Here is a 23437-nt window from a genome sequence, read left to right on the forward strand (position 1 = left end):
GCGTTGATGGCATGCCGACCGCTACGACGGCTGGCCTCGCAAAAACGTGAACGCAAGAGCCCAGCCCAGCGCTGGGCTTTTCGCTTTGTGACGCGACGATTCTCGCTTACCTTGCGGCATGTCTGCTTTTTCCCGCGCAAGACATCTCCTCTCAGGCGCCGCCGCGCTGGTATTGATGCTCGTGCTGGCGCCGGACTCCCGCGCCGCCGAGCCGGTCGACATCGAGCTGGTTCTTGCCGTTGACGTTTCGCTTTCGATGTCGCCGGCCGAGCTCGAAATCCAGCGTCGCGGCTATGTGGCGGCACTGACGCATGACACGGTACTGCAGGCCATCGCCGATGGCGCCTATGGCAAGATTGCCGTCACCTATGTCGAATGGGCCGGCACGACCTGGCAGCACGTCATCGTGCCATGGACGGTGATCGCCAATCGTGCCGACGCCGAGCGGGTGGTCAAGCAGCTCTCCGCCCATGCGCCCAACAGCGCCCGCCGCACCTCGATTTCCGGCGCCTTGCAATTCGGCAGCGATCTCTTCGCCGAAAGCGGCTTTCGGGGCGCCAAGCGCGTCATCGACATTTCCGGCGATGGCCCCAACAATCAAGGTGCTCCTGTCGATATGGTTCGTGACGGGTTGGTCAAGCAAGGCATCACCATCAATGGCCTGCCGCTGATGACCCGGAGCGGCTTCACCAGCGTTTATGACGTCAACTATCTCGACCGCTACTATACCGACTGCGTCATCGGTGGGCCCGGCGCGTTCATGATCCCGGTCAATGAGTGGACGCAGTTTCCCGAAGCGATTCGCCGCAAGCTGGTGCTCGAGCTTGCCGGGCCTGCCTCGCCGCAATGGGCTGCGGATGAAGCGGCGCATCCACCGGTGGTGCTGGCACAAGACAAACCGGGCACCGATTGCCAGGTCGGCGAGAAAATGTGGCGCGACCGAAGCTGGATGTACGAAAGCCGCTAGAGCGGTTGCGTTTCACGGTAACGCCGAACCGCTCTATCTCTTTGTTTTTGCGCAAACACATCCTCTGGCCGACCGTCGTGCGGTCAAGCTTTCTCCAAGTTTTTCCTGGAACCGTCTTGCAATTAAGTCGCATTTGCAGAATATGAGCATGTGGCACCCCCGCAGCGTCATGCAAATGATTTCAATTGCACAATCGGCGCCGCTAGGCATTGAAGCGCGAGAGGAAAAGCGAATGATTGAGAGGGTACTACGATCGGCACTTGTAGCGCTGATGGGCGTGACAATTGCTGCCGCGGTTTTCGGTCCCGCGGTCGCGCAGGAGAAATTCAAGGCGGTCACGACCTTCACGGTCATCGCGGATATGGCGAAGAACGTGGCGGGCGATGCCGCCATCGTGGAGTCGATCACCAAGCCTGGCGCGGAGATCCATAATTATGCGCCGACGCCTGGAGATATCCAGCGTGCGCAAGGAGCGCGGCTCATTCTCTGGAATGGGCTCAATCTCGAACTTTGGTTCGAAAGGTTCTTCCAGAACCTGAAGAACGTGCCGGGCGCCGTTGTTTCCGAAGGTGTGGAGCCGATGGGCATTGCGGAAGGGCCGTATACCGGCAAGCCGAACCCGCATGCCTGGATGTCGCCGCAGAACGCGCTGATCTATGTCGACAACATCCGCGACGCCTTCGTGAAACATGATCCGGCGAACGCCGGAACCTACAAGGCCAACGCCGAGGCGTACAAGGCCAAGATCGAGGCGACCATCACGCCGATCCGCGAGAAGCTCGGTACGATCCCCGAGGACAAGCGCTGGCTGGTGTCGAGCGAGGGCGCCTTCTCCTATCTCGCCCGCGACTTCGGTATGAAGGAACTCTACCTCTGGCCGATCAACGCCGACCAGCAGGGCACGCCGCAACAGGTACGCAAGGTGATCGATGCGGTCCGGGAGCACCAGATCGCCACTGTGTTCAGTGAAAGCACCGTGTCCGACAAGCCAGCCAGGCAGGTCGCGCGCGAGACGGGCGCGCACTATGGCGGCGTGCTTTACGTCGACTCGCTTAGCGAGACCGACGGTCCGGTGCCAACCTACATTGATCTTCTGCGCGTGACCTCCGACACCATCGAAAAAGGTCTCGCGGAAGGGCTGTCGCAATGAATGCAGCCGTTGCGAATCCTGTCCCCCCGTCGTCTGATGCAGGGGCAGGCATTTCCGTGATGAGCGCCACCGTCACCTATCGCAATGGTCACACCGCCTTGCGCGACGCCACTTTCAACACTCCGACCGGAACGATCACGGCGCTGGTGGGCGTCAACGGATCGGGCAAGTCGACGCTGTTCAAGGCGATCATGGGTTTCGTGCGGCTCGCCAAGGGCGAGATACGAGTGCTCGGCATGCCGGTCAAGCTGGCGCTGCGCAACAACCTCGTCGCCTATGTGCCGCAAGCCGAGGAGGTCGACTGGAACTTCCCTGTGCTGGTCGAGGATGTCGTCATGATGGGGCGCTATGGCCATATGGGCATGATGCGCATCCCAAAAGCGGCAGACCGCGAAATTGTCTCGGCCGCGCTCGCCCGCGTCGGCATGAGCGAGTTCCGCAAGCGCCAGATTGGCGAATTGTCCGGCGGCCAGAAGAAGCGCGTCTTTCTTGCCCGCGCGCTGGCGCAGGACGGGCGGGTCATCCTGCTCGACGAGCCCTTCACCGGCGTCGACGTGAAGACCGAAGACGCCATCGTCGACCTGCTGCGCTCGCTGCGCGACGAGGGCCGCGTGATGCTGGTCTCCACGCACAATCTGGGCAGCGTGCCGGAGTTCTGCGATCGTACCGTGCTGTTGAAGAATACCGTGCTCGCCTACGGCTCGACCGCCGAGACCTTCACTCAAGCCAATCTGGAAAAGACATTCGGAGGCGTGCTCAGGCATTTTGTGCTCGGCGGAGCCGGGCTGCACGAGGACGACGACAAGCGCCGCCTCGCGGTCATCACCGATGACGAGCGGCCGCTGGTCTTCTACGGCGAGAACGCGGCCATGCGGCAGCAGGTGCGGGAGCCGGACGAATGATGGATCTGCTTCTTGAACCGTTCAGCTATCAATACATGCTCAACGCCATGTGGGTTTCGGCACTGGTCGGCGGGGTCTGTGCCTTCCTCTCCTGCTATCTTATGCTCAAGGGCTGGTCGTTGATCGGCGACGCACTCTCGCATTCGATCGTGCCCGGGGTGGCCGGTGCCTATATGCTCGGGCTGCCTTTCTCGATCGGTGCTTTCTTCTCCGGAGGGCTCGCCGCCGCCGCCATGCTGTTCCTCAACCAGCGCACCAAGCTGAAGGAGGACGCGATCATCGGCCTGATCTTCTCGTCCTTCTTCGGGCTCGGCCTGTTCATGGTCTCGCTGTCGCCGACCTCGGTGAACATCCAGACCATCGTGCTTGGCAACATCCTCGCCATCACGCCGGAGGACACGCTGCAGCTTGCCATCATCGGTGTCGCCTCGCTCGCCATTCTGCTCGTCAAGTGGAAGGACCTGATGGTTGTCTTTTTCGATGAGAGCCATGCGCGCTCGATCGGCCTCAACCCGACGGCACTCAAGATCATGTTCTTCACATTGCTCTCGGCCTCGACCGTGGCAGCGCTGCAGACCGTCGGGGCCTTCCTCGTCATCTGCATGGTGGTGACGCCCGGCGCGACGGCCTATCTGCTGACAGACCGCTTTCCGCGCCTTCTCGTCATTGCGGTCGTGATCGGTGCTGCGACCAGTTTCGTTGGCGCTTATGTCAGCTATTTTCTCGACGGCGCGACCGGCGGCATCATCGTCGTGCTGCAGACGGCGATCTTCCTCGTCGCCTTCTTCTTCGCACCCAAGCACGGCATGCTCGCTGCCCGCCGCCGCGCTGCGCAAGCGCTGGAGAATGCGTGATGAGCCTCATCGACACGCTTCTGTCGCCTTTTCAGTTCGGCTTCATGATCAATGCATCGGTGATCTCAGTGCTGGTCGCCTTGCCGACAGCGCTGCTGTCTTGTTTTCTCGTGCTCAAAGGTTGGTCGCTGATGGGCGACGCAATCTCCCATGCCGTGTTTCCCGGTGTGGTCATTGCCTACATCGTCGGCTTTCCTTTCGCTGTCGGTGCTTTCGCCGCCGGCATGGTCTGTGCACTCGCCACCGGATTCCTCAAGGACAACAGCCGGATCAAGCAGGACACGGTGATGGGGATCGTCTTTTCGGGCATGTTCGGCCTTGGGCTCGTGCTCTACGTCAAGATCCAGTCCGACGTGCATCTCGATCACATTCTGTTCGGTGACATGCTGGGCATAGGCCTGCGCGATATCGTCGAGACGGCCGCCATCGCGGCAATCACGGCCGGCACCATCGCCATTAAATGGCGGGATTTCCTGCTACACGCCTTCGATCCGGCGCAGGCGAGGGCCGTCGGCCTGAAGGTCAATCTGCTGCATTACGGCCTGCTCTGCCTGATCTCGCTCACCATCGTGGGGGCGCTGAAGGCGGTCGGCATCATCCTCGCCATAGCCATGCTGATCGCACCAGGAGCCATCGCCTTCCTGCTGACGAGGACGTTCAGCACGATGCTGGTCCTGTCCGTGGTCATTGCGGCCGCCGCGTCGTTTCTCGGTGTCTACCTGTCTTTCTTCATCGACAGCGCGCCGGCTCCGACCATCGTGCTGCTGCTATCGCTCGTCTTTGTCGCCGCCTTAATCGTCACGACGCTCAAGGCAAGTCGGATGGAGACCGAGGAGGGCGCTTGACGTCAGGCGGTCACTTGCCGGGTTGAGGCGCGCGCCGCGGCTTCTGGATCGGCTTCACGTAGATCTCCAGGCGGTGGCTGACGATCGTGAAACCATGTTTCCTGGCGATCTCCTCCTGAAGCCGCTCGATCTCCGGCGAATGGAATTCGACGAGGTCACCAGTTTCGATGTTGATCAGATGATCGTGATGCTCCCGGGGAGCGGTCTCGTATCTGGCGCGCCCGTCGCCAAAGGTGTGCCGCTCGAGAATACCCTTTTCCCGCAAAAGATTGACAGTGCGGTAGACGGTAGCCAGCGCAATCGTCGGTTCGATGGCGATGACACGGCGGTGGAGTTCCACGACGTCCGGATGGTCGCTGGATTCGGAAATGACGCTCAGGATAACGCGCCGAGGGCGGGTGAGGCGCAGGCCGAGTTTCTTACAGAGGGCGGCGATCGTCTGTTCCGAGGGCAATATGTGCAGCTCCGATTGTCTCGACAGGCGTGTCGCAACCCGGTACATGCCGCGGGCTGGTACATGCCGCAAGACACGTCAGTGTCCTATCTCAAATGCGTCGCAATTGCAAAAGGAGCGCGAGACAGGCTACATGCCAAGATGCTGGAAGTTGCATCGTCGAACCGCTTCCCGACCGGCGCGTCCCCCGGCATCGTCTTACCGTTTCTGGCGCCATTTCGACATATTGTTCGACCTCGACCTCACGCCGAGCGGGTCAGGCCGCCAGCAACTGCTTGCGATCTACGCGCTCCTGCTGCGGCGAGCGCGCATAGAGCTCGCGGTAGCATTTGGAGAAATGCGAGGCGGAGACGAAGCCGCAAGCGACCGCCACTTCGACCACCGGCATCGACGATTGTATCAGCAAGTGCCGAGCCCGATCGAGCCGGATTTCCAGATAGTAGCGGGCAGGGGATCTGCCCATCTCGGTGCGGAACAGGCGCTCGATCTGCCGGCGCGACAGGTCGACATGGTCGGCGATCTCGATCAGCGACAGCGGCTCGGACAGGTTCGCTTCCATCAATTCGATGATGGTCAGCACCTTGGAGTTCTGCACGCCAAGGCGCGCGCGCAGCGGCAGGCGCTGGCGATCGGTCGGGCTGCGCACGCGGTCGGTCAAAACCTGCTCGCACACCCGGTTGACGAGATTGTCGTCGAAATCGTCGCCGATCAGCTTCAGCATCATGTCGAGCGCCGCAGTGCCGCCGGCGCAGGTGTAGATGTTCTGGTCGATCTCGAAGAGGTCGGCGAAGACATTGGCTTTCGGGAACGCCTCGGAAAAGCCCGGCAGGTTCTCCCAATGAATGGCGCAGCGCTTGTTGGACAGGAGGCCGGCGGCGGCCAGTATATGCGCGCCGGTGCACAGGCCGCCGAGGGCGACGCCGCGGTTGTATTCCTCGCGCAGCCAGGCGAAGGCCGATTTGTTTTGGTAGCGCTCGACATTGATGCCGCTGCAGACCACCGCCATGTTCGGCCGCTCCGGTCCGGACATCTTCTTACGTTCGTCCTCCAGCGAGGTGTTGACGGCGCATTCGACGCCGTTCGAGGCGCGCACCGGCTTGCCGTCGATGCTGGCGAGCCGCCAGCGGTACGCCTCGTAGCCGAGCATCCGGTTGGCCGAGCGCAGCGGATCGAGCGCCGTCGCAAAGGCGATCATGGTGAAATCCGGAACCAGGAAGAATACAAACGATCGCTTGATCGGATGATTTACGACGTTCACAGGGTAACCCTCACGCTGTAATGGCGCGAACAGGATGTCGCGATCAGCATAGCGACATCAGGAAAAACCTTTCCTGTCAATTGGCTAGGTGCCAACAGAGGGACTTTATTTGCGACATGGGTCGCAAATGGGCAATCGCTATGCGGTGACCGACCCAACATGCTGCCGGATTGAGCAATGCCGGATGTGGTCTGTGAACAACAAAACACCGCCTCGGCAAAACCGAAGCGGCGCTGTTACCAGTCCCTGCCTAGCGGCAAGCTGCTATAGGGAAGTCATTATGTTAGGCGACGAAACCGAGGCGCGCCGCATTCATGGCGCCGGTCTGGCCGGGCATGGTGTTGGCAAGGCGCTGGCGCTCGAGCGCAGTTGTCAGGTTCATTTCGCGACGGGGAAAGAGGCGGGCAAAAAGCTTCATGATCATCTCCATTCGGTTGCTCAGCGCATCGGCCCGAAATCGGAATCGATTTCGGAAAGCGCGATGCGCAGACTCAAAGTGTTAGAGCGTACTTTGTGCGTCCAAATGGACGCACGTCGCTCTAAACGGGTCGCCTTCGCTTGATGGAGTGGGGCAGCTCGTTTGCTGGCGCTGATATAGGCTTACGTGAGGGGAAACTAAATCGCAAAAGCGAAGCACTTGATATGAAAAGCGACACGGAATGCGACATATCTAGGCATTTTCTAGGCATTTCGCCTAAGATTTATGATCACTTACAAGGCGTTAGTTCGAAATTTCGTGTGCCATGCAGCCCGTTCATATGCGTCATGCAGCCGCGACATGGCTCGGAAAGTCATTTGACTGCAAATAAAAAGGCCTGCCGGGCAGCGTCTGCGCGGCAGGCCTTCAGCTTTGAATACACACGATCTATTTTTCTCCACCAGCCCAGGATCCGACGCCGTAACGCGTGCTGGTCTTGCTGTCGGCGGCTTCAGGCCAACCGATATCCTTCTGCAATTCGATCGGCAGAGAACGGATGGCGCGTTCGGTCTGATAGCGGGTGCGGGCCGCGTTGAATTCGGTCGCAATGCGGCCGATGGATGACAGGATAGACATTTCAATCTCCTTTGCGTTGGTTGGGGAGTTGCCGGTCACTGGGCTACCTCATGTTTGTTTCAGCTTCATTTCGTGTCGATTGCAGATCGATGTCGTGATCGTTTCAAGACCATTTTCTATACGTCTGCCTTCGATGGAGTTGACTATCCTCCCAAAGTGATGTTCAATCAAACGAAATGGAATGATGGTTTGCATCAGAAAAATTGAAGGCTGGCTCCCATGAACGCCCCACTCAATCATCCGTTGCCGCTGCTCGATCTCGACGTTTTGCGTACTTTCGTGGCGATCGCCGAGACCGGCAGTTTCACCACTGCTGCCAATGCCGTCTTCCGCACGCCGTCGGCTGTTTCCATGCAGATCAAGAAGCTGGAGGACATTCTCGGCCGCTCGGTGTTCGCGCGCGACGCGCGTTCGGTGACGCTGACCACGGATGGCGAGATGCTGCTTGGCTATGCGCGCCGGCTGTTGTCGATCAACCGCGAGGTGGTGTCGAAGTTCATCATTCCCGACATTGTCGGGGTGGTGCGGCTCGGCTCGCCGGACGATTATGGCGAGCGGGTGCTGCCGCATGTGCTGAAACGTTTTGCGCAGTCGCATCCCTCGATCGCTGTCGACGTGACCATCGACCAGAGCAGCAATCTGCGTCGGCGCATGGACGACCGTGCGCTCGACATCACGCTCCTCACCAATTCCTACAAAACCAGCGCGCTCGGCGCCGAAGTGCTGCTCACCGAGCCGATCGTCTGGGCCGGCGCCAAGGGCGGCTGCGCGCATCTGCGCGAGCCGCTGCCGGTCTCATTGTGGGAAGAGGGCTGCGCCTGGCGGGCAGGCGCCCTCGAAGCGCTCGGCCGTGAGGGCCGCAACTATCGCGTCGCCTATATGAGTGCGCACACGGCCGGCCAGCGTGCCGCGATCATGTCCGACCTCGCGGTGGCGCCGCTGCCGAAATCGTTCCTCGGCAGCGATATGGTTGAGCTTTGCCCGAAGGACGGCATGCCTGACATCGGCACCTACAATCTGGCCATGATCGTGGCGCCGGACGCCAGCGCGCCGGTGAAGGCCGTCGCCGATCATATCCGCGCGACCTTCGAGGTGTTCAGGGAAACCGGGAAGTTCTGATTTAGAACCTCGACGGCGCAGCCAGGTTGTGAGCGGGGGCGCCACGACCTGTCCTTTGCAGCGCCAATTCGCCGGCTTTGGCGTGATAGCTTTCGGTGTCGCTGGTTAAAAACGTCACGATGCTGTCTCGGGCGCGCCGCGCTTCAGGCATGTCGATCAGTGGCCAGACATGGAACATGCCTTGCTCGTGGACGACCTCTATCTCGACACCGGCGGCACGAGCCTTTTGTGCGAAAATCAGATTGTCGGGGGTTAGCATATCGCGCGAACCGGTCAGAAGCAGCGTTTTCGGCAACACCGAGAGGTCGCCGTAAAGCGGGCTGATGCGCCAGTCGCTGGAATTTATGCCGGCACTGTAGAGCCGGACCGCCTCCAGCCCACCCGGAATTCCCAGCCACGGATCGTAGCGTTCCGCCTCGAACACTTCGGGGTTGGCGAGCGACACGTCGAGGCCGGGCGAAATCAGCACATGGCGCGACGGCAAGGGCTGGGCGTCTTCCGCGGCCATCATGGTCAGCACCACGGCCATGTTGCCGCCGGCGGAATCGCCCATGAAGACGATGTCCTGCGCTTCCGTTTCATCGAGCATCTGGCGGTAGACCTCGCCGACCATGCCGAACATGGCGTGGAAATCGTGTTCGGGAGCAATGGGATAGATCGGCACGGTGATGCCGAAGCCCAACCGGTCGGCCATATCGGCGATCAGTCCCCAATGATAAGACGTGATTTGAAAGACATAGGCGCCGCCGTGCAAGTAGAGGATACGCTTTCGCTCGCCGCCCTTGGGCGCGATCTCGTAGACGGGAAAGCCGTCCACGCTGCGCGTCGTGATCTCTAAACGCGATCGCAGCGCTACGGGCGGCTGGTGGTTTTCCGTCTTGCGCGCATAGGCAATCCAGCGCTGCAGGTTTTCCGGGCTGGAGAAGGCCTGCTTGCGGCTGTACCTGAGCACGAAGGAAACGACGTGGCTTTTGAGACTGGGCATGCGGACACACGGACTTCGGCTGAGCCGACTAAGAGAACCCCCAAGTCTCCGAAGATCGTGTCTTCGCCAAAATTGTCAAGATTTGCAGTGGGACAACACGGTTGTGTGATCTGGCTGGCAATCAAGGCCAGCATCCGGTCGTGGCTCGCTGCAATGCTCAGCGCCGGGGCAGCAGCGCGGCGCGCAGCCGATTGTCGCTTGCCGGAGCCGCATGACGGCTCCGGCGCTTGGCCAGCAGCTTGCATTTGTCGGCGAAGGTCATCAGCGCGCCGAACCCAGAAGCAGGGCCGAGAAGGTGACCTGCGGGTCTTCGCGCGGTGACACGGGCCAGCCGATGTCCTTCTGAATTTCGGGCGGCAGGCTGTTCAGGGCCCGGACGGACCTGTTCCTTTTGTGTGCATTCCTGATGGCCGTACCATAGCGGCCGAGGCTTTCGAACATCGACATCTTCATCTCCCTTGGAGTGCTGCAGCGGCTGAAAGTTATTTCCTGCCTGCCGTTCGATGCCGGTTAAATGCGCCGCACATGTATCTGGTGGATTTCACGAAAAACAGCGCCTTGTTTCAGTTTGGGCTGATCCGGAAACATTTGCATGCATATGAAATTGAGTGAGGGTGGCGCCCCCTCTCATCCGTCGCCTTCCGGCGTTGGTGATCGGCGAAAAGCCGAAGCGACTTCCGATCTCCCGCGCAAGGGGGAGATCGGAAGCGTCGCCGACGACGCCTGTTGTCTCCTTAGTTCCCTCGGCCGCGGCGGGCGGCGTGGCCTTCGCGCGAACGCCGCCGCGGGGCGGCATCGCCGGCAATGCCGTCCTCGCTGACCGTCTTGCGCGGTGGCAGTTTCACTGCTGCCGACAGTTTAGGGAACGGGTCCACCTTGTTCGGCAGCGCCATGGCGTAGACGAAGTGCTCCTGGAATTTCGGCTCCAACGCGGTCTCGATCTTCTCGATCCGGCTCACCGTTTCCTCGATCTCGCGGCGATAACCGCGGTTCAACAGTGCCATGCGCGCGCCGGCGCCGGCCGCGTTGCCGACAGCCGAAACCTTGTCGAGATCGCAGTCGGGGATCAGTCCCAGCACCATGGCATATTTCGGATCGATGAACGAGCCGAAGGCGCCGGCGAAGTGGATGCGGTCGACATGATCGGTGTTCTGCTTTTCCATCAACAGCTTGGTACCGGCATAAAGGGCGGCCTTGGCGAGCTGGATGGCGCGCACGTCGGTCTGGGTTATGGTGATCCTGGGCTCGCCTTCCTTCAGCACGTAGGAGAATGTACGGCCACTGGCGGTGACGCGCGGCGAACGGGCGGCAAGTCCGCCGTCGACGACGCCGTCCTCGGAGATGATGCCGGCCAGATACATCTCTGCGACCACCTCGATGATGCCGGAGCCGCAGATGCCGGTGACGCCGGTCGCCTGCACGCTGTCGAGGAAGCCCGGCTCGTCGGACCACAGCTCCGAGCCGATAACGCGGTATTTCGGCTCCAGCGTATCGGGATCGATGCGGACACGCTCGATCGCGCCGGGCGCCGCGCGCTGGCCGCCGGAGATTTCCGCACCCTCAAAGGCCGGGCCGGTGGGCGAGGAGGCCGCCACGACCCGTTCCCGATTGCCGAGCACGATCTCGGCATTGGTGCCGACGTCGACGATCAGCATCATTTCGTCCTGGCGGTGCGGGCCTTCCGACAGCGTCACCGCCGCCGCATCGGCGCCGACATGGCCGGCGATGCAAGGCAGCATGTAGAGCCTGGCGCCCTGGTTGAGCTTCAGGCCGATGTCAGACGCCTTGATATGCACGGCGCCCGAGACGGCCAGCGCGAACGGCGCGCCACCGAGCTCGGTCGGGTCGATGCCGAGGAAAAGGTGATGCATGATCGGATTGCCGACGAAGACGGAATCCAGGATGTCGTTGCGCTGTACATTGCCTTCCGCGCAGACCTTGTCGACGAGGCCCGAGATCGCCTCGCGCACCGCGACCGTCATGCCTTCGCGACCGTCCGGGTTCATCATCACATAGGAAACGCGGCTCATCAGATCCTCGCCGAAGCGAATCTGCGGGTTCGAGGTGCCCGACGAGGCGGCGACGCGGCCCGACAGCAGCGACACAAGATGCATGGCGATGGTGGTCGAACCGATGTCGCAGGCAAGCCCGTAGGCCTCGTTCTTCAGGCCTGGCCACAAAGAGATGACCCGCGCGGTCTCGCTCTCGGCATCCTTGTGGATGGCCGCGGTCGCAGTCCAATTGCCCTTGCGCAGGATACCTTGCACCTGCGGCAGGAGATGGAAATCGAAATCGAGGCTCTTGAGCCCCCAGTCCTTCATCAGCGCGATCTTCAGGCGGTCGAGATCGCCCAGCGGCTTGTGCATGTCGGGCTCTTCGATCTCGACATAGCACATGTGGATTGCCGAATCGCGCGCGATGACCCTGGTGTCGGCGTCCTTGCGGATGGTCTGCGCGTTGATGACCGTGTCCTGCGGTACATCGACGACGAGGTCGCCGAGGATTTGCGCCGAGCAGGACAGGCGCCGCCGTTCGGGAAGGCCGCGCACGCGTTCGTAGCGCTCTTCCTTGGCGCCCTTGGGCGAGATGTGGTCGTTGGAGGAGACGATCTTGTGCTTGGCGAAATTGCCTTCCTGCACCTCGATCTGGCAGCGTCCGCAAGTGGCGCGTCCACCGCATACGCTCTCGACATAGACGCCGAGCTGGCGCGCAGCATCGAGCACCGGCGTGCCGACCGGAAACCGGCCGCGCTTGCCCGACGGCATGAACAGCACGAGGGGGTCGGTGATGTTGGCAGGAGAGTTCAAAGCACTACGACACTTTCACCGGTTTCGTTCAAAGATGGATTATGTTGCAACTTAACGCTGGCAAAGACGGCGACTATGGCCAAGATTAGCACGGCCAAACTGGACCAGAAGAAAATATTTAATATTCGTTTCTGTCGAGAGTGGTCGATTTCGTTCACTATCATAATAATCACGACCCAAACGGCTAACGATGCTACGATTAGCGGAGCCACATATCGCCTCAATTCTTTTGCAAACAAGGCGAATTCACTGGCATTTTCGAACAGCGTATAGCGCGCGATCGCTACCACTGGCAGCAGGATCACTATCGTAAAAAAAAGCCGTTTGAGCTCAAACAACAAGGTTAGCCACTCGCTGCTTTCCTAAGAAGTGCCTCTATCCTCGGGCCATACGGGCTTCACGGCCACCGCGCCGGCGGCCGCCATTGCCATTGCCTTCACCCGGCGCGTTGACTTGCGTGGGCGCCGCGACCGCCTGGCCGCCTTCGGCCGGCTTATAGTCCTTGTAGGTCCTGATCCAGTTGGTGCAGTTCTCGTCGGTGCCATTCAGCACGTTGGCGCCGCGTACGGCTTCCATCTCCTGCGGACGCACCGGGTTCATGATCGCCGAGGTCATGCCGGCGCCGATCACCATCGGGATGAAGGCGGCATTGATGCCATGGCGATGCGGCAGGCCGAACGAGATGTTTGACAAACCGCAGGTGGTGTTGACCTTGAGCTCTTCACGCAGGCGGCGCAGGAGCGCAAAGACCTGACGGCCGGCATCGCCCAGCGCGCCGATCGGCATGACCAGCGGATCGACGACCACATCATGGGCCGGAATGCCGAAATCGGCGCAACGCTCGACGATCTTCTTGGCGACGGCGAAGCGCACGTCCGGGTCCATCGAAATGCCGGTCTCGTCGTTTGAGATGGCGACCACCGGAACGTTGTATTTCTTGACCAGCGGCAGGATCGCCTCAAGCTTTTCCTCCTCGCCGGTGACGGAGTTGACCAGCGGCCGGCCCTTGGCGACCTTCAACGCCGCCTCGATCGCTGCTGTGACCGAACTGTCGATCGACAGCGGCAGGTCGACCAGTCCTTGCACGATCTCCAGCGTCTGCACCAGCAGGCCGGGTTCGGTCTCGTTCGGGTTGACAGAGGTGACGCCTGCATTGACGTCGAGCATGGTCGCGCCGCAGGCGGCCTGTTCCAGCGCGTCCCTAATGACGGTGTCGAAATTGCCCGCGATCATCTCCGCCGCGAGCTTCTTGCGCCCGGTTGGATTGATGCGCTCACCGATCACGCAGAAGGGCTGGTCGAAGCCGATGATGATTTCTCGTGTCGCTGAAGCGACGATCGTCCGGGTCATGAAATCTCTCCGTCGTGATATAAAGACTTCTTTATATCGTTTCTGATTTCGATCAAGCGAATGGTGGCCGTCCGCACCTTCAATGCGCGGTCTTGACCATGTCGACCTGCGTTTCGGTTATCTCATCGTGCAATATGTGGTCGAGCCGATCGGCGACGAGCTGGTCGTCGCGGCGGATTTCGCGTTTCCAGGGCTGGCGGCCCTTCAGCACGCCCGATTCATCGACGATCTCGGCGACATATTCTTCCTGGCGATAGGCCATCACATGGACGCCGGAGACGCCGGGAATTTCCTTCACTTCGTTTATGATGTCGATGCAGAGCTGCTTGCCTTCCTTCTTCTGATCCTGAGCGCCCTCCAGTCGCTTGACGACCTGATCGGGGATATGAATGCCCGGCACGTTGGAGCGGATCCATTTGGCGGTCTTGGCTGAAGCCAGCGGTCCGACGCCACACAGGATGAAGCACTTTTCCGTAAAACCGAGATCGCGGACCTGCTGCATGTAGGTGCGGAACATCGGCACGTCGAAACAGTATTGGCTCTGCACGAATTGCGCGCCGGCGGCGATCTTCTTGCCCAGCCGGTAGGGGCGGAAGTCGATCGGTGGCGCGAACGGGTTGATCGCCGCGCCGAGGAAAAGCTGCGGCGGCGTCGTCAGCTTGCGGCCGGACAGGAACTTGCCGTTGTCGCGCATGATGCGGCAGGTTTCGAGCAGCGACATGCAGTCGAGATCGAATACCGGCTTGGCGCCGGGCTGGTCGCCGGCCTGGACGCCGTCGCCGGTCAGGCACAGCATATTGGCGACGCCCATCGCCGCCCCGCCCAGCACGTCCCCCTGGATGGCGATGCGGTTCCTGTCGCGGCAGGCTATCTGCATGATCGGGGCATAGCCCATGCGGGTCAGCAGCGCACAGATGCCGACCGACGACATGTGGCAGTTGGCGCCCGACGCGTCGACGGCGTTGATGGCGTCGACCCAGCCGTCGAAAATCTTTGCGCGGTTGTAGACGTCTTCCGGATCGGCGCTGTCGGGCGGGTTGAGTTCGGTCGTTACTGCGAACTCGCCGCGCCGAAGCACGCGCTCCAGGCGCCCGCGCGAGGTGTGGCCCGGCAGGGGTTCGAGCGGCAGATGAATGCCGGCCGGGTTCTCGTCGCGCTGGCGGCCGATCATGCCGATGCCCCGGTGTTCGAAGTATTCTGGGCCGCATGGCGGGCGGTTTCGCGCGCGGTGGCAGCCTGTGCTGTCACCCGCAACCATGCCGAGGTTTCGCGCAGCGACTGGTCGACCGGCTTCTGCACGTCGAGGATCTTGTCGCCCTGCACCATGTTGCGCGAGCCTTCCCACGCCTTGACCCAGACGCAGGGCATGTCAGGCTCGACCTCGCAATTGCCGTTGGCGCGCACACCGCCGCAGGGGCCATTGCGCAATTGCTTGGGGCAATTCATCGGGCACGACATGCCGGTCGAGGAAAGGATGCATTGGCCGCACATGCGGCAATCGAACATAAAACCCTTGACGCGTTTTTCGACGAATTTGATCGGTCTTTCGACCCTGCCGTAGCCGATGCCTTTCCACAAGGGATGCAGCAGCAGGAACATATCGGCGAACCTGGAATAGAACCATTCGAGCAATCGCGAATGGCGGATCGACCACAGCCGCACTGCGAAGGAGCGCTGGACGCGCCGCTGCGGCGACACGTCGGCTGGCTTGTAGTCGGACTTCGGCGCTGCCTTCTTGACCAGAGTGGCCTGGGTAACCGCCGGGGTTGTTTCAGACATTTTCTTTTCCGCCCGCCTTGACCAGAGCGACCAGCCGCTCGCGGTCGTATTTCGCGTCGAGCTCCTGAAAGGCTTTTTCAACCTCGGCTTCGAGGTCGTCGCTGACCGGCACGGGATCGGCCTTGCGCCATTCGGCCAGGTAATCGTCGGTGCCGCCGGCGCCGGTGCGCATGGCACACATGTCGATCGCCTCGGTAAAGCGGAGCGGCAGTTCGCGCTTGGCGTTCTGCCGGCCCTTCTTGACGATGACCTGGGCGGGGATGTCGCGCCAGTAGACGACAATCAGATCGGCCATGAATTCTCACTCCTGCAGGGCGCTTTACGTCTGGTTGGAAAGGGCGCCCTACCAACTTAGCGCAGCCGCATCGTGCTTTCCGACGATCGATTTCGATTTTCGGGCCGATGCAGTGGTTTCGAGCATTGCCGCAAGCGCCACTAGCCTGCTTGTTATGGGACGACGCGCGCGCATTCAAAAGCGACGCAATCGCTTGCCGCCAAGGGAAAGCCATCCAGGCCTCCCTCATTCGTCGCCAAAGCCATTGTGCCTCAAATCGGCGATCCGGACGATCATGCTTCGTTTTGGATCGAATGGTAGGTCTTGGAAATCAAAGCCGCGATAGAAGGCTCTCACGGTCTCGTCGAGCGGGTGTGAGAGAACGCCGAAGCAGCCGATCTCACTGGAGAAGCGAACCGCTGTCCTGAGCGCGAACAGAAGCAGGGAGCGCCCACAGCCGCGCCCTTGATAGCTGCGGTCGACGGCAAGTTGGCCAAGCAATATGACGGGAATGGGATCGGGCCGGTTGCGTTGCGCCGGTTTTGGCAAATACGCGCGTTCGATTTGACCGGCGCTCAAGGCTACATAGGCGGCGATGCCGCCGTTCGCCGCATCGCAGACGACGGTCGTGCGCGATACGCCATCTTGCTGATTGCGCCAGGCATGGCGGCGAAGCCAGTTGTTGAGCGACTCGCGACCGCAATCGAACGTGTCCCTGTCGTCATCTGTAGCAAGCGGCCGCGGCGGCGTCAGTCCTGCCATACTGGCCGTGACGCCGCGAGCCTACGCAGCCCGGGAAGGGTCTTCGGCGGCGACTTCGCCCACGCCTCGAATTTTTCCCAGTCGGCTGCGGGAATCGTCACAACGCGCCCGTCCAGCACCTCCATTTCGGCGGCTTCTACCGCCTTGCGTCGGATGAAGTCGCTGAGGTTGGTATGTGCCTGCCTGGCGGCGGCTTCGAGAATGTCACGTTCGTCCGCGGTGACGCGAACGCTAACGGGGGCCATGCTGGACATCGGATAAAATCTCACTTTCTGTATGACAATAGCATACGAAGTGGCCGGCCGCCAGCGCCTACCACACGCCGCGACGCAATCCGGTCCAAAGGTAGAACCAGATCGTTGGATGGTACCATTGTTTCGAGGGCAGGCCGGGATCCGATGTAGCAAGCTTGCCCGCCAACGCGTCCCTGACCGCCTCGACGCAGATGTCGCGCGAGAAAGCCGCCTGCCGCAGCGCGTAGCTTGAAATGGTGTCGCCCGGGTCAGGCTTGCCGCGCGCCTGCCGCAGCACGCCGCCGGTGTCGACGCCGGCGTCGACCAGATGCACCGTAGTGCCGAAATTTTCCGTATCGCCCGACGCCAGCGCCCAGTAGCCGCCGTTCGTGCCGCGATATTTGGGAGTGATGCCGGCATGGTAATTGAGGACCGGGCAAGGGATATTCGCCAGCGTCTGTCTCGACAGCAGGCGGCAGCCGGCGAGCAGCACGACGCCGGGCCGGATATTCGCGATCGCCTGCAGGCACTCCGGCGCGTTGGCCGAGGGAACATGGGTGATTGCCTGTCCGGGCCTGGGTTCGGTTTGCAGCTTCTGTTCGGCGATGATGCGTGCTGCGTGCCCGGCGAAAAACCGCTTGCCGAGCCGCGTCAGCACCATGGTGCCGAACTGCCCAATCGCCTGTGGCCAGCCTTGGCGGCGGGCACGCCCGAGCAGCAATTGCTTTTTGGATTCAGGGGTTTCGAGAATGACGCTGACGGGACCTAGTCGGTCAGTAATGGCGTTGACGATGGCCCAGATATGCGGACCGCCTTCGGTAATGACGACGATCGGCGGCAGGTTCGATTTCTGGCGTTCCATGGTTCGCGACGTGCCGCCCGTAAAGACATGGTCCTAGCGCGCGGGATGTTAGGCGGCCCGGGTTAATCCTTGGTGATAGGCCAAGGTGTCAGAGCCGCAGGCTCAGCGCTTGAATTCAAGGATGTCGAGCTTCGATTCGTAGTAGGGCGCCGGGAACTCGATGCGCCATTCGTCGGCACTGCTGCGAAGGGCGTAGCCGACCTGGTCGCTTTCCGGGCCGCTGCCATAGGGTTTCGCGGGATCGTTGTTGACGGAAAAGGAGCCGAGATAGATCGCACGCTTTTCGCCATCGTCGAAGAAACGGCCCTTGGTGCGTTGCGAGCCGGTGGTCTTTTCCAGCCTCCAGCCCGAACCATCGTCGCTCACCTTGCATTTGAACCAGCCATAGATGACCAGCGCGCCGGGCCCGCCCGCCTTGATGGTGCGGCATTGCCAATTGCCGGTCAGGTCCTTGTCGGAAAACGAGACCAGCGGCTTTGCCAGCAAGGCGTCGAGCTCTTTGACCTCGGCGGCGTTACCGGCCTTGGCTTCGTCGAGCGCTGCCTTGCGCGTCTCGTCATATTTGTCGAGCCGCGCCTTGTCGGCGGGCGTGATCAGCTTCTGCACCTCGCCGTCGGCGAGCGCGGGCAGGGCGAAGCAGACAATTCCTGCAGCAATCAGGAGGCGAGTGATCATCGGTGCGTTTCCCGGTCGATGGCTGGAGCAGCCTGTTTTCTCGTTTGGCACATAACTTACCTGTTCGCGGCTGCCTGTCATCCGTGCTTAACAGCAGTCAGATTAAAAATCGTGGTTTCGCCGATGCGGATCTTGCTTACGGGATCGTCAGGCTGGCTGGGCAGCGTGCTCGCGCCGCGCCTGCGGGATCTTGGCCATGACGTGATCGGTTTCGATCCCGTTCCGTCGGCGCAAACGCAAATGATCGGCTCGGTTGCCGACCGTGATCTGGTCATGCGGACAGTCAGGGAAAACCGCATCGAGGCTATCGTCCACAGCGGCGCGTTGCACAAGCCTGATATCGAGCACAACCGCAATGAGGATTTCGTCGAGACGAATGTGCGCGGCACGCTGAACCTGCTCGATGCGGCGGTGGTATCAGGCGTTCAGCGCTTCGTTTTCACGTCGACGACGTCGCTGATGATCTCGCAAGCCATCCGCGCCGGCTTCACCGGCGGTGCGCGCAAGGCTGCCTGGCTGACGGAAGAGATGTCGCCCGAGCCGCGCAACATCTACGGCGTCACCAAGCTCTCGGCCGAACATCTTTGCCGTCTGTACCACATCGAGCACCGCCTGCCGGTGATCGTGCTGCGCACGGGGCGCTTCTTTCCCGAAGCCGACGACATGGCGCATGCGATCGAACAGTCTGACGCCAACACCAAAGCCAATGAGCTGTTGTTCCGCCGGCTGACTGTGGAAGATGCAGCGGATGCCCATGTCGCGGCACTGGAGAAGGCGCCGCAACTGGGCTTCGACACCTTCATCGTCTCGGCGCCAACGCCGTTCAGACCCGACGATTGCGAGGCATTGATCGCGGACGCACCGTCCGTCGTCGCGCGCTATTTCCCGGAGTTTCCGGCGCTCTACGCCCGCAAAGGCTGGACAATGTTTTCCTCGATCGACCGCATTTACGATGCGTCGCGAGCGAGGGACAGGCTGGGCTTCGTCTGCAAGACGAGCTTTGCCGACGTGCTCGCCACCATTGCAGCGGAAGAAGGAGCCGCCTGATCGAAAGATCAGCCGCGTGCCGCGGCGCTGGCCAGCTCCGTCGGCAGGTCGCCATAGCCGGTCGAGCGACGCTCATAGGCGAGGCCGAGCATTTTCGCGGCTTTCTCGGCGACCTTGTCGAGTTCCGGATCGTCGGTCTGGGCGATATAGATCAGCTTCTCGTAATTGCCGAAATAGTCCTTGATCAGCTCCGGATGCCTGTCGAGGCCGAGCGGCTTCATGAAGAAGGCATCGAACTGGCGGCACAGGAAGTCGGTCATGTAGAACGACATCATGTCGTCGTCGGCGACCTTCGCATAAGCGTCCATACCCTGGTAGAAGGCAAAGCAATGCGGCCCGGCCATGCGCTCCACGCCATGCTTCTCGCAGACGCGGTCGAGCAGGCCGCCAGTGCCGCAATCGGCGTAGCCGACGAAGATGTTTCTGTAGCCGTCGGCCTTGGCCTTCTCGATTGCCTTGTCCATGGCCGGGGCGATGCGGTCCGGGTAGAAATGGAACTCCGCCGGCAGGCAGGTCAGGTCGAGATGGTCAAGCCCCAGCTGCTCCTTGACGGCCAGAATTTCGCGCGCAATCATCCCGCAGGCGATGACGAGTAGCCTGGCGCCTTGATCGGGTTGTAGTTTTCGTACGGCGCTCATAGAACGGTTTTCGTGCTATTGTTTCGAATCTATCGAACGAGGGAGACTATCCATGAAACTGTTGCGCCTTGCACCTATTGCCATTCTAGCTAGTGCCCTGGCACTTTCGGCCTGCGCCAACACCGTCCGCGGCGTCGGCAAGGATGTCAAATCGACAGCCAACGCGGTTGAGGACACGGTCGAGAATCCCTGATCCGCAATCTTATCAACGCGCATCGCGATCAACATAGTTCAAGCGATGCGCGTTAAGTCCTTCTAACATCTGGGAGCAACAAAGTCGCGCTGCAAGGCGCGGCTTGGTTATTGTCCGTGCCGAATACTCCGGGCCGAGCCGCGGACGTCGTGTCCGCCTGTTGCGATTGCTTTCGTCAGGGCGGGCACGAAAAGTTGACTTTTCGAGCAGGGGATATGCCGTTACCCTTTTCTAGTACCCTCAACAACGAAGCTAGGAGCCTTAGGATGAAGACCGCTCTCTTGGTTGTCGCCGCACTGGGCCTTTCTGTGTCCGGCGCCGCAGCGGAATGTGTTGGCCACACTAAAACGACGGCTTCCGTAGATCAGCAGACCAAAGCTGCAAGCGTAGATCAGCAGACCAAAGTCGCAAGCATCACGAATACGACAACTGCCGACACGCCGGTCTTGAAAAAGGAAGAGGCGAAAGAGGCGGAATAGTCATCGGCATGTCCGCTGCGCGGACCACTGTCGCTTGCTGCCAGGCGTTACGCGCCGCTTCGGCCTGTGTCATGGCATAAGTACGGGCTTTCGTACTTATGCTCCTGTCTTCTCCTCGTCAGCTCAGGCCGAAGCGCGGACGTTGTGCTTGCGCTTCATGAAGTCCTTGGCGGTCTCGACCGCCACGGCCGCGTCACGGCAGTAGGCGTCGGCCCCGACCGCCTTGCCGAATTCCTCGTTGAGCGGGGCGCCGCCGACCAGCACGACATAATCGTCGCGGATGCCCTTTTCCTTCATCGTGTCGATGACGACCTTCATGTAGGGCATGGTTGTCGTCAGCAGCGCCGACATGCCGATGATGTCAGGCTGGTGCTGTTCGATGGCGTCGAGATATTTTTCCACCGCATTGTTGATGCCGAGGTCGATGACGTCGAAACCGGCGCCTTCCATCATCATACCGACAAGGTTCTTGCCGATGTCGTGGATGTCGCCCTTGACGGTGCCGATCACCATCTTGCCCTGCTTCGGCGCGCCGGTGGCGGCAAGCAGCGGACGCAGGATGAACATGCCGGCCTTCATCGCGTTGGCCGATAGCAGCACTTCGGGAACGAACAGGATGCCGTCGCGAAAATCCTCGCCGACGATGCGCATGCCTTCGACCAGCGCCTCGGTCAGCACCTTGTAAGGCGCCCAGCCGCGCTCGAGCAGGATCTGGGTGCCTTCCTCAATCTCTTCCTTCAGACCGTCATAAAGGTCGTCGTGCATCTGCTGCACGAGTTCGTCGTCGGAAAGCTCGGAAAGGATGATCTCGTCGTCGGCCATTTTTTCTCAGGCTCCTCGCCGTGTGGAACAATCACGGCAGCTCAAAAAATATTGCGTCAATACCTAACCCGCGAGGGCCGCTTGTCCATAGCTGATTTGCGACTTCCCGCAAAAGGAAAGCGACCGCAAATCTATTGGAATTCTTGTCGATTTTGCGACAGGCGTTGGCGCTGGCGGGCCGTTTCGAATAGGGTGCATGACTACGATCCGGCCAGAAGCCGCGATATGCGGCCGCAACAGTTTTCGGGTTTCAGGGAAGAAGATCATGAGTGAGAACGCGCCGGTCGATCAGGAAGCGTCAAATGCGCGGCGCGGGCGCGCCGCAAGCGGTGGCGCTGCTGCCCGGCGGGCGGCGCGCTCGGGCGGCGGCCCCGGCACCCAGCTCACCTATATCAAGCGCAAGATCAACTTTTATGAGGTGCTTGATGAAGAAGGGCTGGCGCTGATCGAGAAGAACACCGACACGGTGCTCGAGGAGATCGGCATCATCTTTCGCGACGACGCGGAGGCGCTGCAGCTGTGGAAAGAGGCCGGCGCCGACGTCAAGGGCGAGCGTGTGCATTTCCCGAAGGGCCTCTGCCGTTCGCTGCTGAAGACCGCGCCGTCTACCTATACCCAGCACGCCCGCAACACCGAGCGCTCGGTGCAGATCGGTGGCAACGCCACCGTTTTCGCGCCGGTCTACGGACCACCCTTCGTGCGCGACCTCGACGGTGTCAGGCGCTACGCGACGATCGAGGATTTCCGCAATTTCGTGAAGCTCGCCTATATGGCGCCGTCGATCCACCATTCGGGCGGCACGGTATGCGAGCCGGTCGACGTGCCGGTCAACAAGCGTCATCTCGACATGATCTACAGCCATATCAAATATTCGGACAAGCCGTTCATGGGCTCGGTCACCGCGCCGGAGCGCGCCGAAGACACTGTGGCGATGGCCAAGATCGTGTTCGGCGACGATTTCGTCGAGAATAACACCGTGCTGACCAGCCTGATCAACGCCAATTCGCCGATGGTGTTCGACGAAACCATGCTGGGAGCGCTGAAGGTTTATTCGCGGCACAACCAGGCCTGCATCGTCACACCGTTCATCCTGGCCGGCGCGATGAGCCCGGTGACGGTCGCTGGCACGCTGACGCAGGTCCTGGCCGAAGTTCTGGCCGGCGCGTCGTTCACGCAGCTGATCCGGCCGGGCGCGCCGGTGCTGTTTGGCACCTTCGCCTCGTCGATCTCGATGCAATCGGGCGCGCCGACCTTCGGCACGCCGGAGCCGTCGCTGGTCTCCTATGGCGCGGCACAGCTCGCGCGCCGGCTCGGCCTGCCGTTCCGTACCGGCGGCTCGCTGTGCGCCTCGAAGATACCAGACGCGCAGGCCGCCTATGAGAGCGCCAATACGCTGAACTCGACGATCCTTGCCGGCACCAATTTCGTGCTGCATTCGGCCGGCTGGCTCGAGGGCGGGCTCGCCTCCTGCTACGAAAAGTTCATGATGGACATCGACCAGCTCGGCATGACGCAGAAGTTCTCCGAAGGCGTCGACCTGTCGGAAAACGGCCAGGCGATGGACGCCATCCGCCAGGTCGGTCCGGGCAGCCACTATCTCGGTTGCGACCACACCCAGGCCAACTTCCAGACCGCCTTCTACCGTTCCAACATCGCCGATAACAATTCCTACGAGCAGTGGCTGGCCGAAGGCGAAAAAACCGCACCGCAGCGCGCCAACGAACTCGCTCGCCGCTGGCTGGAAAGCTACGAGGCGCCGCATCTCGATCAGGGCATCGACGACGGGCTGAAGGAGTTCATCGCAAAGAAGAAGGCGTCGATGGCCGACGCCTTCACCTGAAAGGAGCCCGAGTCAGGCGGGGCTAAAGTCGCCAACATCATCCACAAGGAAGTCTGGCGGAGCGCTTTCTCCGACCCGGACAAGAAGG

At 61.2% G+C, this 23437-nt stretch carries 28 protein-coding genes; 11 read left to right on the forward strand and 17 right to left on the reverse strand.

The features are described from left to right. The first annotated feature begins 118 nt into the window (after positions 1-118). From ABID19_RS12685 to ABID19_RS12705, 5 genes are all read left to right on the forward strand, one after another. Positions 119-967, forward strand: a complete 849-nt coding sequence (locus ABID19_RS12685; protein ID WP_354490918.1) for a DUF1194 domain-containing protein — start codon at positions 119-121, stop codon at positions 965-967. Between the two features lie 232 nt (positions 968-1199). Further along, on the forward strand, positions 1200-2117 hold the full coding sequence (locus ABID19_RS12690; protein WP_354490920.1) for a metal ABC transporter substrate-binding protein: 918 nt from the start codon (positions 1200-1202) through the stop codon (positions 2115-2117). Beyond that, complete coding sequence (locus tag ABID19_RS12695) at positions 2114-3019, forward strand: manganese/iron ABC transporter ATP-binding protein (RefSeq protein ID WP_354490922.1); 906 nt, start codon at positions 2114-2116, stop codon at positions 3017-3019. Before ABID19_RS12690 ends, ABID19_RS12695 begins: the two co-directional genes overlap by 4 nt. Then, entirely contained in the window at positions 3016-3873 is an 858-nt protein-coding gene (sitC, locus tag ABID19_RS12700) for an iron/manganese ABC transporter permease subunit SitC (protein WP_354490924.1), read from the forward strand. The genes ABID19_RS12695 and sitC overlap by 4 nt, the downstream gene beginning before the upstream one ends. After that, complete coding sequence (locus tag ABID19_RS12705) at positions 3873-4718, forward strand: metal ABC transporter permease (RefSeq protein WP_354490925.1); 846 nt, start codon at positions 3873-3875, stop codon at positions 4716-4718. The genes sitC and ABID19_RS12705 overlap by 1 nt, the downstream gene beginning before the upstream one ends. 10 nt (positions 4719-4728) lie before the next feature. On the opposite strand, the gene ABID19_RS12710 is transcribed toward ABID19_RS12705, so the two are convergent. Further along, the gene (locus ABID19_RS12710; protein ID WP_354491596.1) at positions 4729-5172 is read right to left on the reverse strand and encodes a Fur family transcriptional regulator; all 444 of its coding nucleotides are present in this window, start codon (positions 5170-5172) and stop codon (positions 4729-4731) included. Between the two features lie 256 nt (positions 5173-5428). After that, positions 5429-6367, reverse strand: coding sequence for a GlxA family transcriptional regulator (locus ABID19_RS12715; protein WP_348627380.1), 939 nt, complete (start codon positions 6365-6367; stop codon positions 5429-5431). A 343-nt stretch (positions 6368-6710) separates the two neighbouring features. Here ABID19_RS12715 and ABID19_RS12720 point away from each other — a divergent pair, with 343 nt between their 5' ends. After that, entirely contained in the window at positions 6711-6992 is a 282-nt protein-coding gene (locus tag ABID19_RS12720) for a hypothetical protein (protein WP_354491645.1), read from the forward strand. Between the two features lie 303 nt (positions 6993-7295). Here ABID19_RS12720 and ABID19_RS12725 read toward each other — a convergent pair whose 3' ends face one another. Further along, positions 7296-7484, reverse strand: coding sequence for a hypothetical protein (locus ABID19_RS12725; protein ID WP_354491598.1), 189 nt, complete (start codon positions 7482-7484; stop codon positions 7296-7298). A gap of 219 nt (positions 7485-7703) precedes the next feature. Between ABID19_RS12725 and ABID19_RS12730 the strand changes: the two genes are divergently transcribed. Further along, a complete protein-coding gene (locus ABID19_RS12730) occupies positions 7704-8603 on the forward strand; it encodes a LysR substrate-binding domain-containing protein (protein ID WP_354490927.1) in 900 nt (299 codons plus the stop codon). Position 8604: 1 nt separating this feature from the next. Here the strand turns inward: ABID19_RS12730 and ABID19_RS12735 are convergent, their stop codons facing one another. The 12 genes from ABID19_RS12735 to ABID19_RS12790 all read right to left on the reverse strand — a co-directional run bounded on the left by ABID19_RS12735 (position 8605) and on the right by ABID19_RS12790 (position 18330). Continuing rightward, entirely contained in the window at positions 8605-9588 is a 984-nt protein-coding gene (locus ABID19_RS12735; protein WP_354490928.1) for an alpha/beta hydrolase, read from the reverse strand. A 261-nt stretch (positions 9589-9849) separates the two neighbouring features. After that, positions 9850-10035, reverse strand: a complete 186-nt coding sequence (locus ABID19_RS12740) for a hypothetical protein (RefSeq protein ID WP_354490930.1) — start codon at positions 10033-10035, stop codon at positions 9850-9852. A 287-nt stretch (positions 10036-10322) separates the two neighbouring features. Further along, positions 10323-12353, reverse strand: coding sequence for an ASKHA domain-containing protein (locus ABID19_RS12745; RefSeq protein ID WP_354491599.1), 2031 nt, complete (start codon positions 12351-12353; stop codon positions 10323-10325). Between the two features lie 38 nt (positions 12354-12391). Then, positions 12392-12733 carry a hypothetical protein gene (locus ABID19_RS12750; RefSeq protein ID WP_354490932.1) on the reverse strand — a complete coding sequence of 114 codons (342 nt, stop codon included), beginning with the start codon at positions 12731-12733 and terminating at the stop codon, positions 12392-12394. 37 nt (positions 12734-12770) lie between these two features. Beyond that, positions 12771-13745 carry a methyltetrahydrofolate cobalamin methyltransferase gene (locus ABID19_RS12755; protein ID WP_292714590.1) on the reverse strand — a complete coding sequence of 325 codons (975 nt, stop codon included), beginning with the start codon at positions 13743-13745 and terminating at the stop codon, positions 12771-12773. Positions 13746-13824: 79 nt separating this feature from the next. Then, positions 13825-14916, reverse strand: a complete 1092-nt coding sequence (locus tag ABID19_RS12760) for a methylenetetrahydrofolate reductase (protein ID WP_354490933.1) — start codon at positions 14914-14916, stop codon at positions 13825-13827. Then, on the reverse strand, positions 14913-15524 hold the full coding sequence (locus ABID19_RS12765; RefSeq protein ID WP_354490935.1) for a methylenetetrahydrofolate reductase C-terminal domain-containing protein: 612 nt from the start codon (positions 15522-15524) through the stop codon (positions 14913-14915). The genes ABID19_RS12760 and ABID19_RS12765 overlap by 4 nt, the downstream gene beginning before the upstream one ends. Then, entirely contained in the window at positions 15517-15819 is a 303-nt protein-coding gene (locus ABID19_RS12770; protein WP_354490937.1) for a virulence factor, read from the reverse strand. Before ABID19_RS12770 ends, ABID19_RS12765 begins: the two co-directional genes overlap by 8 nt. A 225-nt stretch (positions 15820-16044) precedes the next feature. Next, the gene (locus ABID19_RS12775; protein WP_354490939.1) at positions 16045-16560 is read right to left on the reverse strand and encodes a GNAT family N-acetyltransferase; all 516 of its coding nucleotides are present in this window, start codon (positions 16558-16560) and stop codon (positions 16045-16047) included. After that, positions 16548-16805, reverse strand: coding sequence for a type II toxin-antitoxin system TacA family antitoxin (locus ABID19_RS12780; protein WP_354490940.1), 258 nt, complete (start codon positions 16803-16805; stop codon positions 16548-16550). The genes ABID19_RS12775 and ABID19_RS12780 overlap by 13 nt, the downstream gene beginning before the upstream one ends. Positions 16806-16872: 67 nt before the next feature. Then, the gene (locus ABID19_RS12785; protein WP_354490942.1) at positions 16873-17655 is read right to left on the reverse strand and encodes a formyl transferase; all 783 of its coding nucleotides are present in this window, start codon (positions 17653-17655) and stop codon (positions 16873-16875) included. Between the two features lie 102 nt (positions 17656-17757). After that, complete coding sequence (locus ABID19_RS12790) at positions 17758-18330, reverse strand: DUF4893 domain-containing protein (RefSeq protein WP_354490944.1); 573 nt, start codon at positions 18328-18330, stop codon at positions 17758-17760. Positions 18331-18453: 123 nt separating this feature from the next. Here ABID19_RS12790 and ABID19_RS12795 point away from each other — a divergent pair, with 123 nt between their 5' ends. Further along, a complete protein-coding gene (locus ABID19_RS12795; RefSeq protein ID WP_354490946.1) occupies positions 18454-19377 on the forward strand; it encodes an NAD-dependent epimerase/dehydratase family protein in 924 nt (307 codons plus the stop codon). An 8-nt stretch (positions 19378-19385) separates the two neighbouring features. Here the strand turns inward: ABID19_RS12795 and ABID19_RS12800 are convergent, their stop codons facing one another. Then, positions 19386-20015 carry a DUF1638 domain-containing protein gene (locus ABID19_RS12800; protein ID WP_354490947.1) on the reverse strand — a complete coding sequence of 210 codons (630 nt, stop codon included), beginning with the start codon at positions 20013-20015 and terminating at the stop codon, positions 19386-19388. Positions 20016-20067: 52 nt separating this feature from the next. On the opposite strand from ABID19_RS12800, the gene ABID19_RS12805 reads away from it, so the two are divergent. Both ABID19_RS12805 and ABID19_RS12810 read left to right on the forward strand, forming a co-directional pair. After that, complete coding sequence (locus ABID19_RS12805; RefSeq protein WP_352931893.1) at positions 20068-20208, forward strand: EncA/B family entericidin; 141 nt, start codon at positions 20068-20070, stop codon at positions 20206-20208. Positions 20209-20474: 266 nt separating this feature from the next. After that, positions 20475-20687, forward strand: a complete 213-nt coding sequence (locus ABID19_RS12810) for a hypothetical protein (protein WP_354490949.1) — start codon at positions 20475-20477, stop codon at positions 20685-20687. Positions 20688-20810: 123 nt separating this feature from the next. On the opposite strand, the gene ABID19_RS12815 is transcribed toward ABID19_RS12810, so the two are convergent. Beyond that, positions 20811-21509, reverse strand: coding sequence for a corrinoid protein (locus ABID19_RS12815; RefSeq protein WP_008876431.1), 699 nt, complete (start codon positions 21507-21509; stop codon positions 20811-20813). A gap of 265 nt (positions 21510-21774) precedes the next feature. On the opposite strand from ABID19_RS12815, the gene ABID19_RS12820 reads away from it, so the two are divergent. Continuing rightward, complete coding sequence (locus tag ABID19_RS12820; RefSeq protein ID WP_354490950.1) at positions 21775-23349, forward strand: trimethylamine methyltransferase family protein; 1575 nt, start codon at positions 21775-21777, stop codon at positions 23347-23349. The last annotated feature ends 88 nt before the right edge of the window (positions 23350-23437 follow it).

The organism is Mesorhizobium robiniae, from assembly GCF_040545535.1.
In the GTDB taxonomy this organism is placed as follows: domain Bacteria; phylum Pseudomonadota; class Alphaproteobacteria; order Rhizobiales; family Rhizobiaceae; genus Mesorhizobium; species Mesorhizobium robiniae.

Excerpts from the sequence above, each read along its gene's own strand:
- ABID19_RS12685 (WP_354490918.1), top strand. The coding sequence starts at position 119 with ATGTCTGCTTTTTCCCGCGCAAGACATCTCCTCTCAGGCGCCGCCGCG.
- ABID19_RS12690 (WP_354490920.1), top strand. The coding sequence starts at position 1,200 with ATGATTGAGAGGGTACTACGATCGGCACTTGTAGCGCTGATGGGCGTG.
- ABID19_RS12695 (WP_354490922.1), top strand. The coding sequence starts at position 2,114 with ATGAATGCAGCCGTTGCGAATCCTGTCCCCCCGTCGTCTGATGCAGGG.
- sitC (WP_354490924.1), top strand. The coding sequence starts at position 3,016 with ATGATGGATCTGCTTCTTGAACCGTTCAGCTATCAATACATGCTCAAC.
- ABID19_RS12705 (WP_354490925.1), top strand. The coding sequence starts at position 3,873 with ATGAGCCTCATCGACACGCTTCTGTCGCCTTTTCAGTTCGGCTTCATG.
- ABID19_RS12715 (WP_348627380.1), bottom strand. The coding sequence starts at position 6,367 with ATGATCGCCTTTGCGACGGCGCTCGATCCGCTGCGCTCGGCCAACCGG.
- ABID19_RS12720 (WP_354491645.1), top strand. The coding sequence starts at position 6,711 with ATGTTAGGCGACGAAACCGAGGCGCGCCGCATTCATGGCGCCGGTCTG.
- ABID19_RS12725 (WP_354491598.1), bottom strand. The coding sequence starts at position 7,484 with ATGTCTATCCTGTCATCCATCGGCCGCATTGCGACCGAATTCAACGCG.
- ABID19_RS12730 (WP_354490927.1), top strand. The coding sequence starts at position 7,704 with ATGAACGCCCCACTCAATCATCCGTTGCCGCTGCTCGATCTCGACGTT.
- ABID19_RS12735 (WP_354490928.1), bottom strand. The coding sequence starts at position 9,588 with ATGCCCAGTCTCAAAAGCCACGTCGTTTCCTTCGTGCTCAGGTACAGC.
- ABID19_RS12740 (WP_354490930.1), bottom strand. The coding sequence starts at position 10,035 with ATGTCGATGTTCGAAAGCCTCGGCCGCTATGGTACGGCCATCAGGAAT.
- ABID19_RS12745 (WP_354491599.1), bottom strand. The coding sequence starts at position 12,353 with ATGCCGTCGGGCAAGCGCGGCCGGTTTCCGGTCGGCACGCCGGTGCTC.
- ABID19_RS12755 (WP_292714590.1), bottom strand. The coding sequence starts at position 13,745 with ATGACCCGGACGATCGTCGCTTCAGCGACACGAGAAATCATCATCGGC.
- ABID19_RS12760 (WP_354490933.1), bottom strand. The coding sequence starts at position 14,916 with ATGATCGGCCGCCAGCGCGACGAGAACCCGGCCGGCATTCATCTGCCG.
- ABID19_RS12765 (WP_354490935.1), bottom strand. The coding sequence starts at position 15,524 with ATGTCTGAAACAACCCCGGCGGTTACCCAGGCCACTCTGGTCAAGAAG.
- ABID19_RS12770 (WP_354490937.1), bottom strand. The coding sequence starts at position 15,819 with ATGGCCGATCTGATTGTCGTCTACTGGCGCGACATCCCCGCCCAGGTC.
- ABID19_RS12775 (WP_354490939.1), bottom strand. The coding sequence starts at position 16,560 with ATGGCAGGACTGACGCCGCCGCGGCCGCTTGCTACAGATGACGACAGG.
- ABID19_RS12780 (WP_354490940.1), bottom strand. The coding sequence starts at position 16,805 with ATGGCCCCCGTTAGCGTTCGCGTCACCGCGGACGAACGTGACATTCTC.
- ABID19_RS12785 (WP_354490942.1), bottom strand. The coding sequence starts at position 17,655 with ATGGAACGCCAGAAATCGAACCTGCCGCCGATCGTCGTCATTACCGAA.
- ABID19_RS12790 (WP_354490944.1), bottom strand. The coding sequence starts at position 18,330 with ATGATCACTCGCCTCCTGATTGCTGCAGGAATTGTCTGCTTCGCCCTG.
- ABID19_RS12795 (WP_354490946.1), top strand. The coding sequence starts at position 18,454 with ATGCGGATCTTGCTTACGGGATCGTCAGGCTGGCTGGGCAGCGTGCTC.
- ABID19_RS12800 (WP_354490947.1), bottom strand. The coding sequence starts at position 20,015 with ATGAGCGCCGTACGAAAACTACAACCCGATCAAGGCGCCAGGCTACTC.
- ABID19_RS12805 (WP_352931893.1), top strand. The coding sequence starts at position 20,068 with ATGAAACTGTTGCGCCTTGCACCTATTGCCATTCTAGCTAGTGCCCTG.
- ABID19_RS12810 (WP_354490949.1), top strand. The coding sequence starts at position 20,475 with ATGAAGACCGCTCTCTTGGTTGTCGCCGCACTGGGCCTTTCTGTGTCC.
- ABID19_RS12815 (WP_008876431.1), bottom strand. The coding sequence starts at position 21,509 with ATGGCCGACGACGAGATCATCCTTTCCGAGCTTTCCGACGACGAACTC.
- ABID19_RS12820 (WP_354490950.1), top strand. The coding sequence starts at position 21,775 with ATGAGTGAGAACGCGCCGGTCGATCAGGAAGCGTCAAATGCGCGGCGC.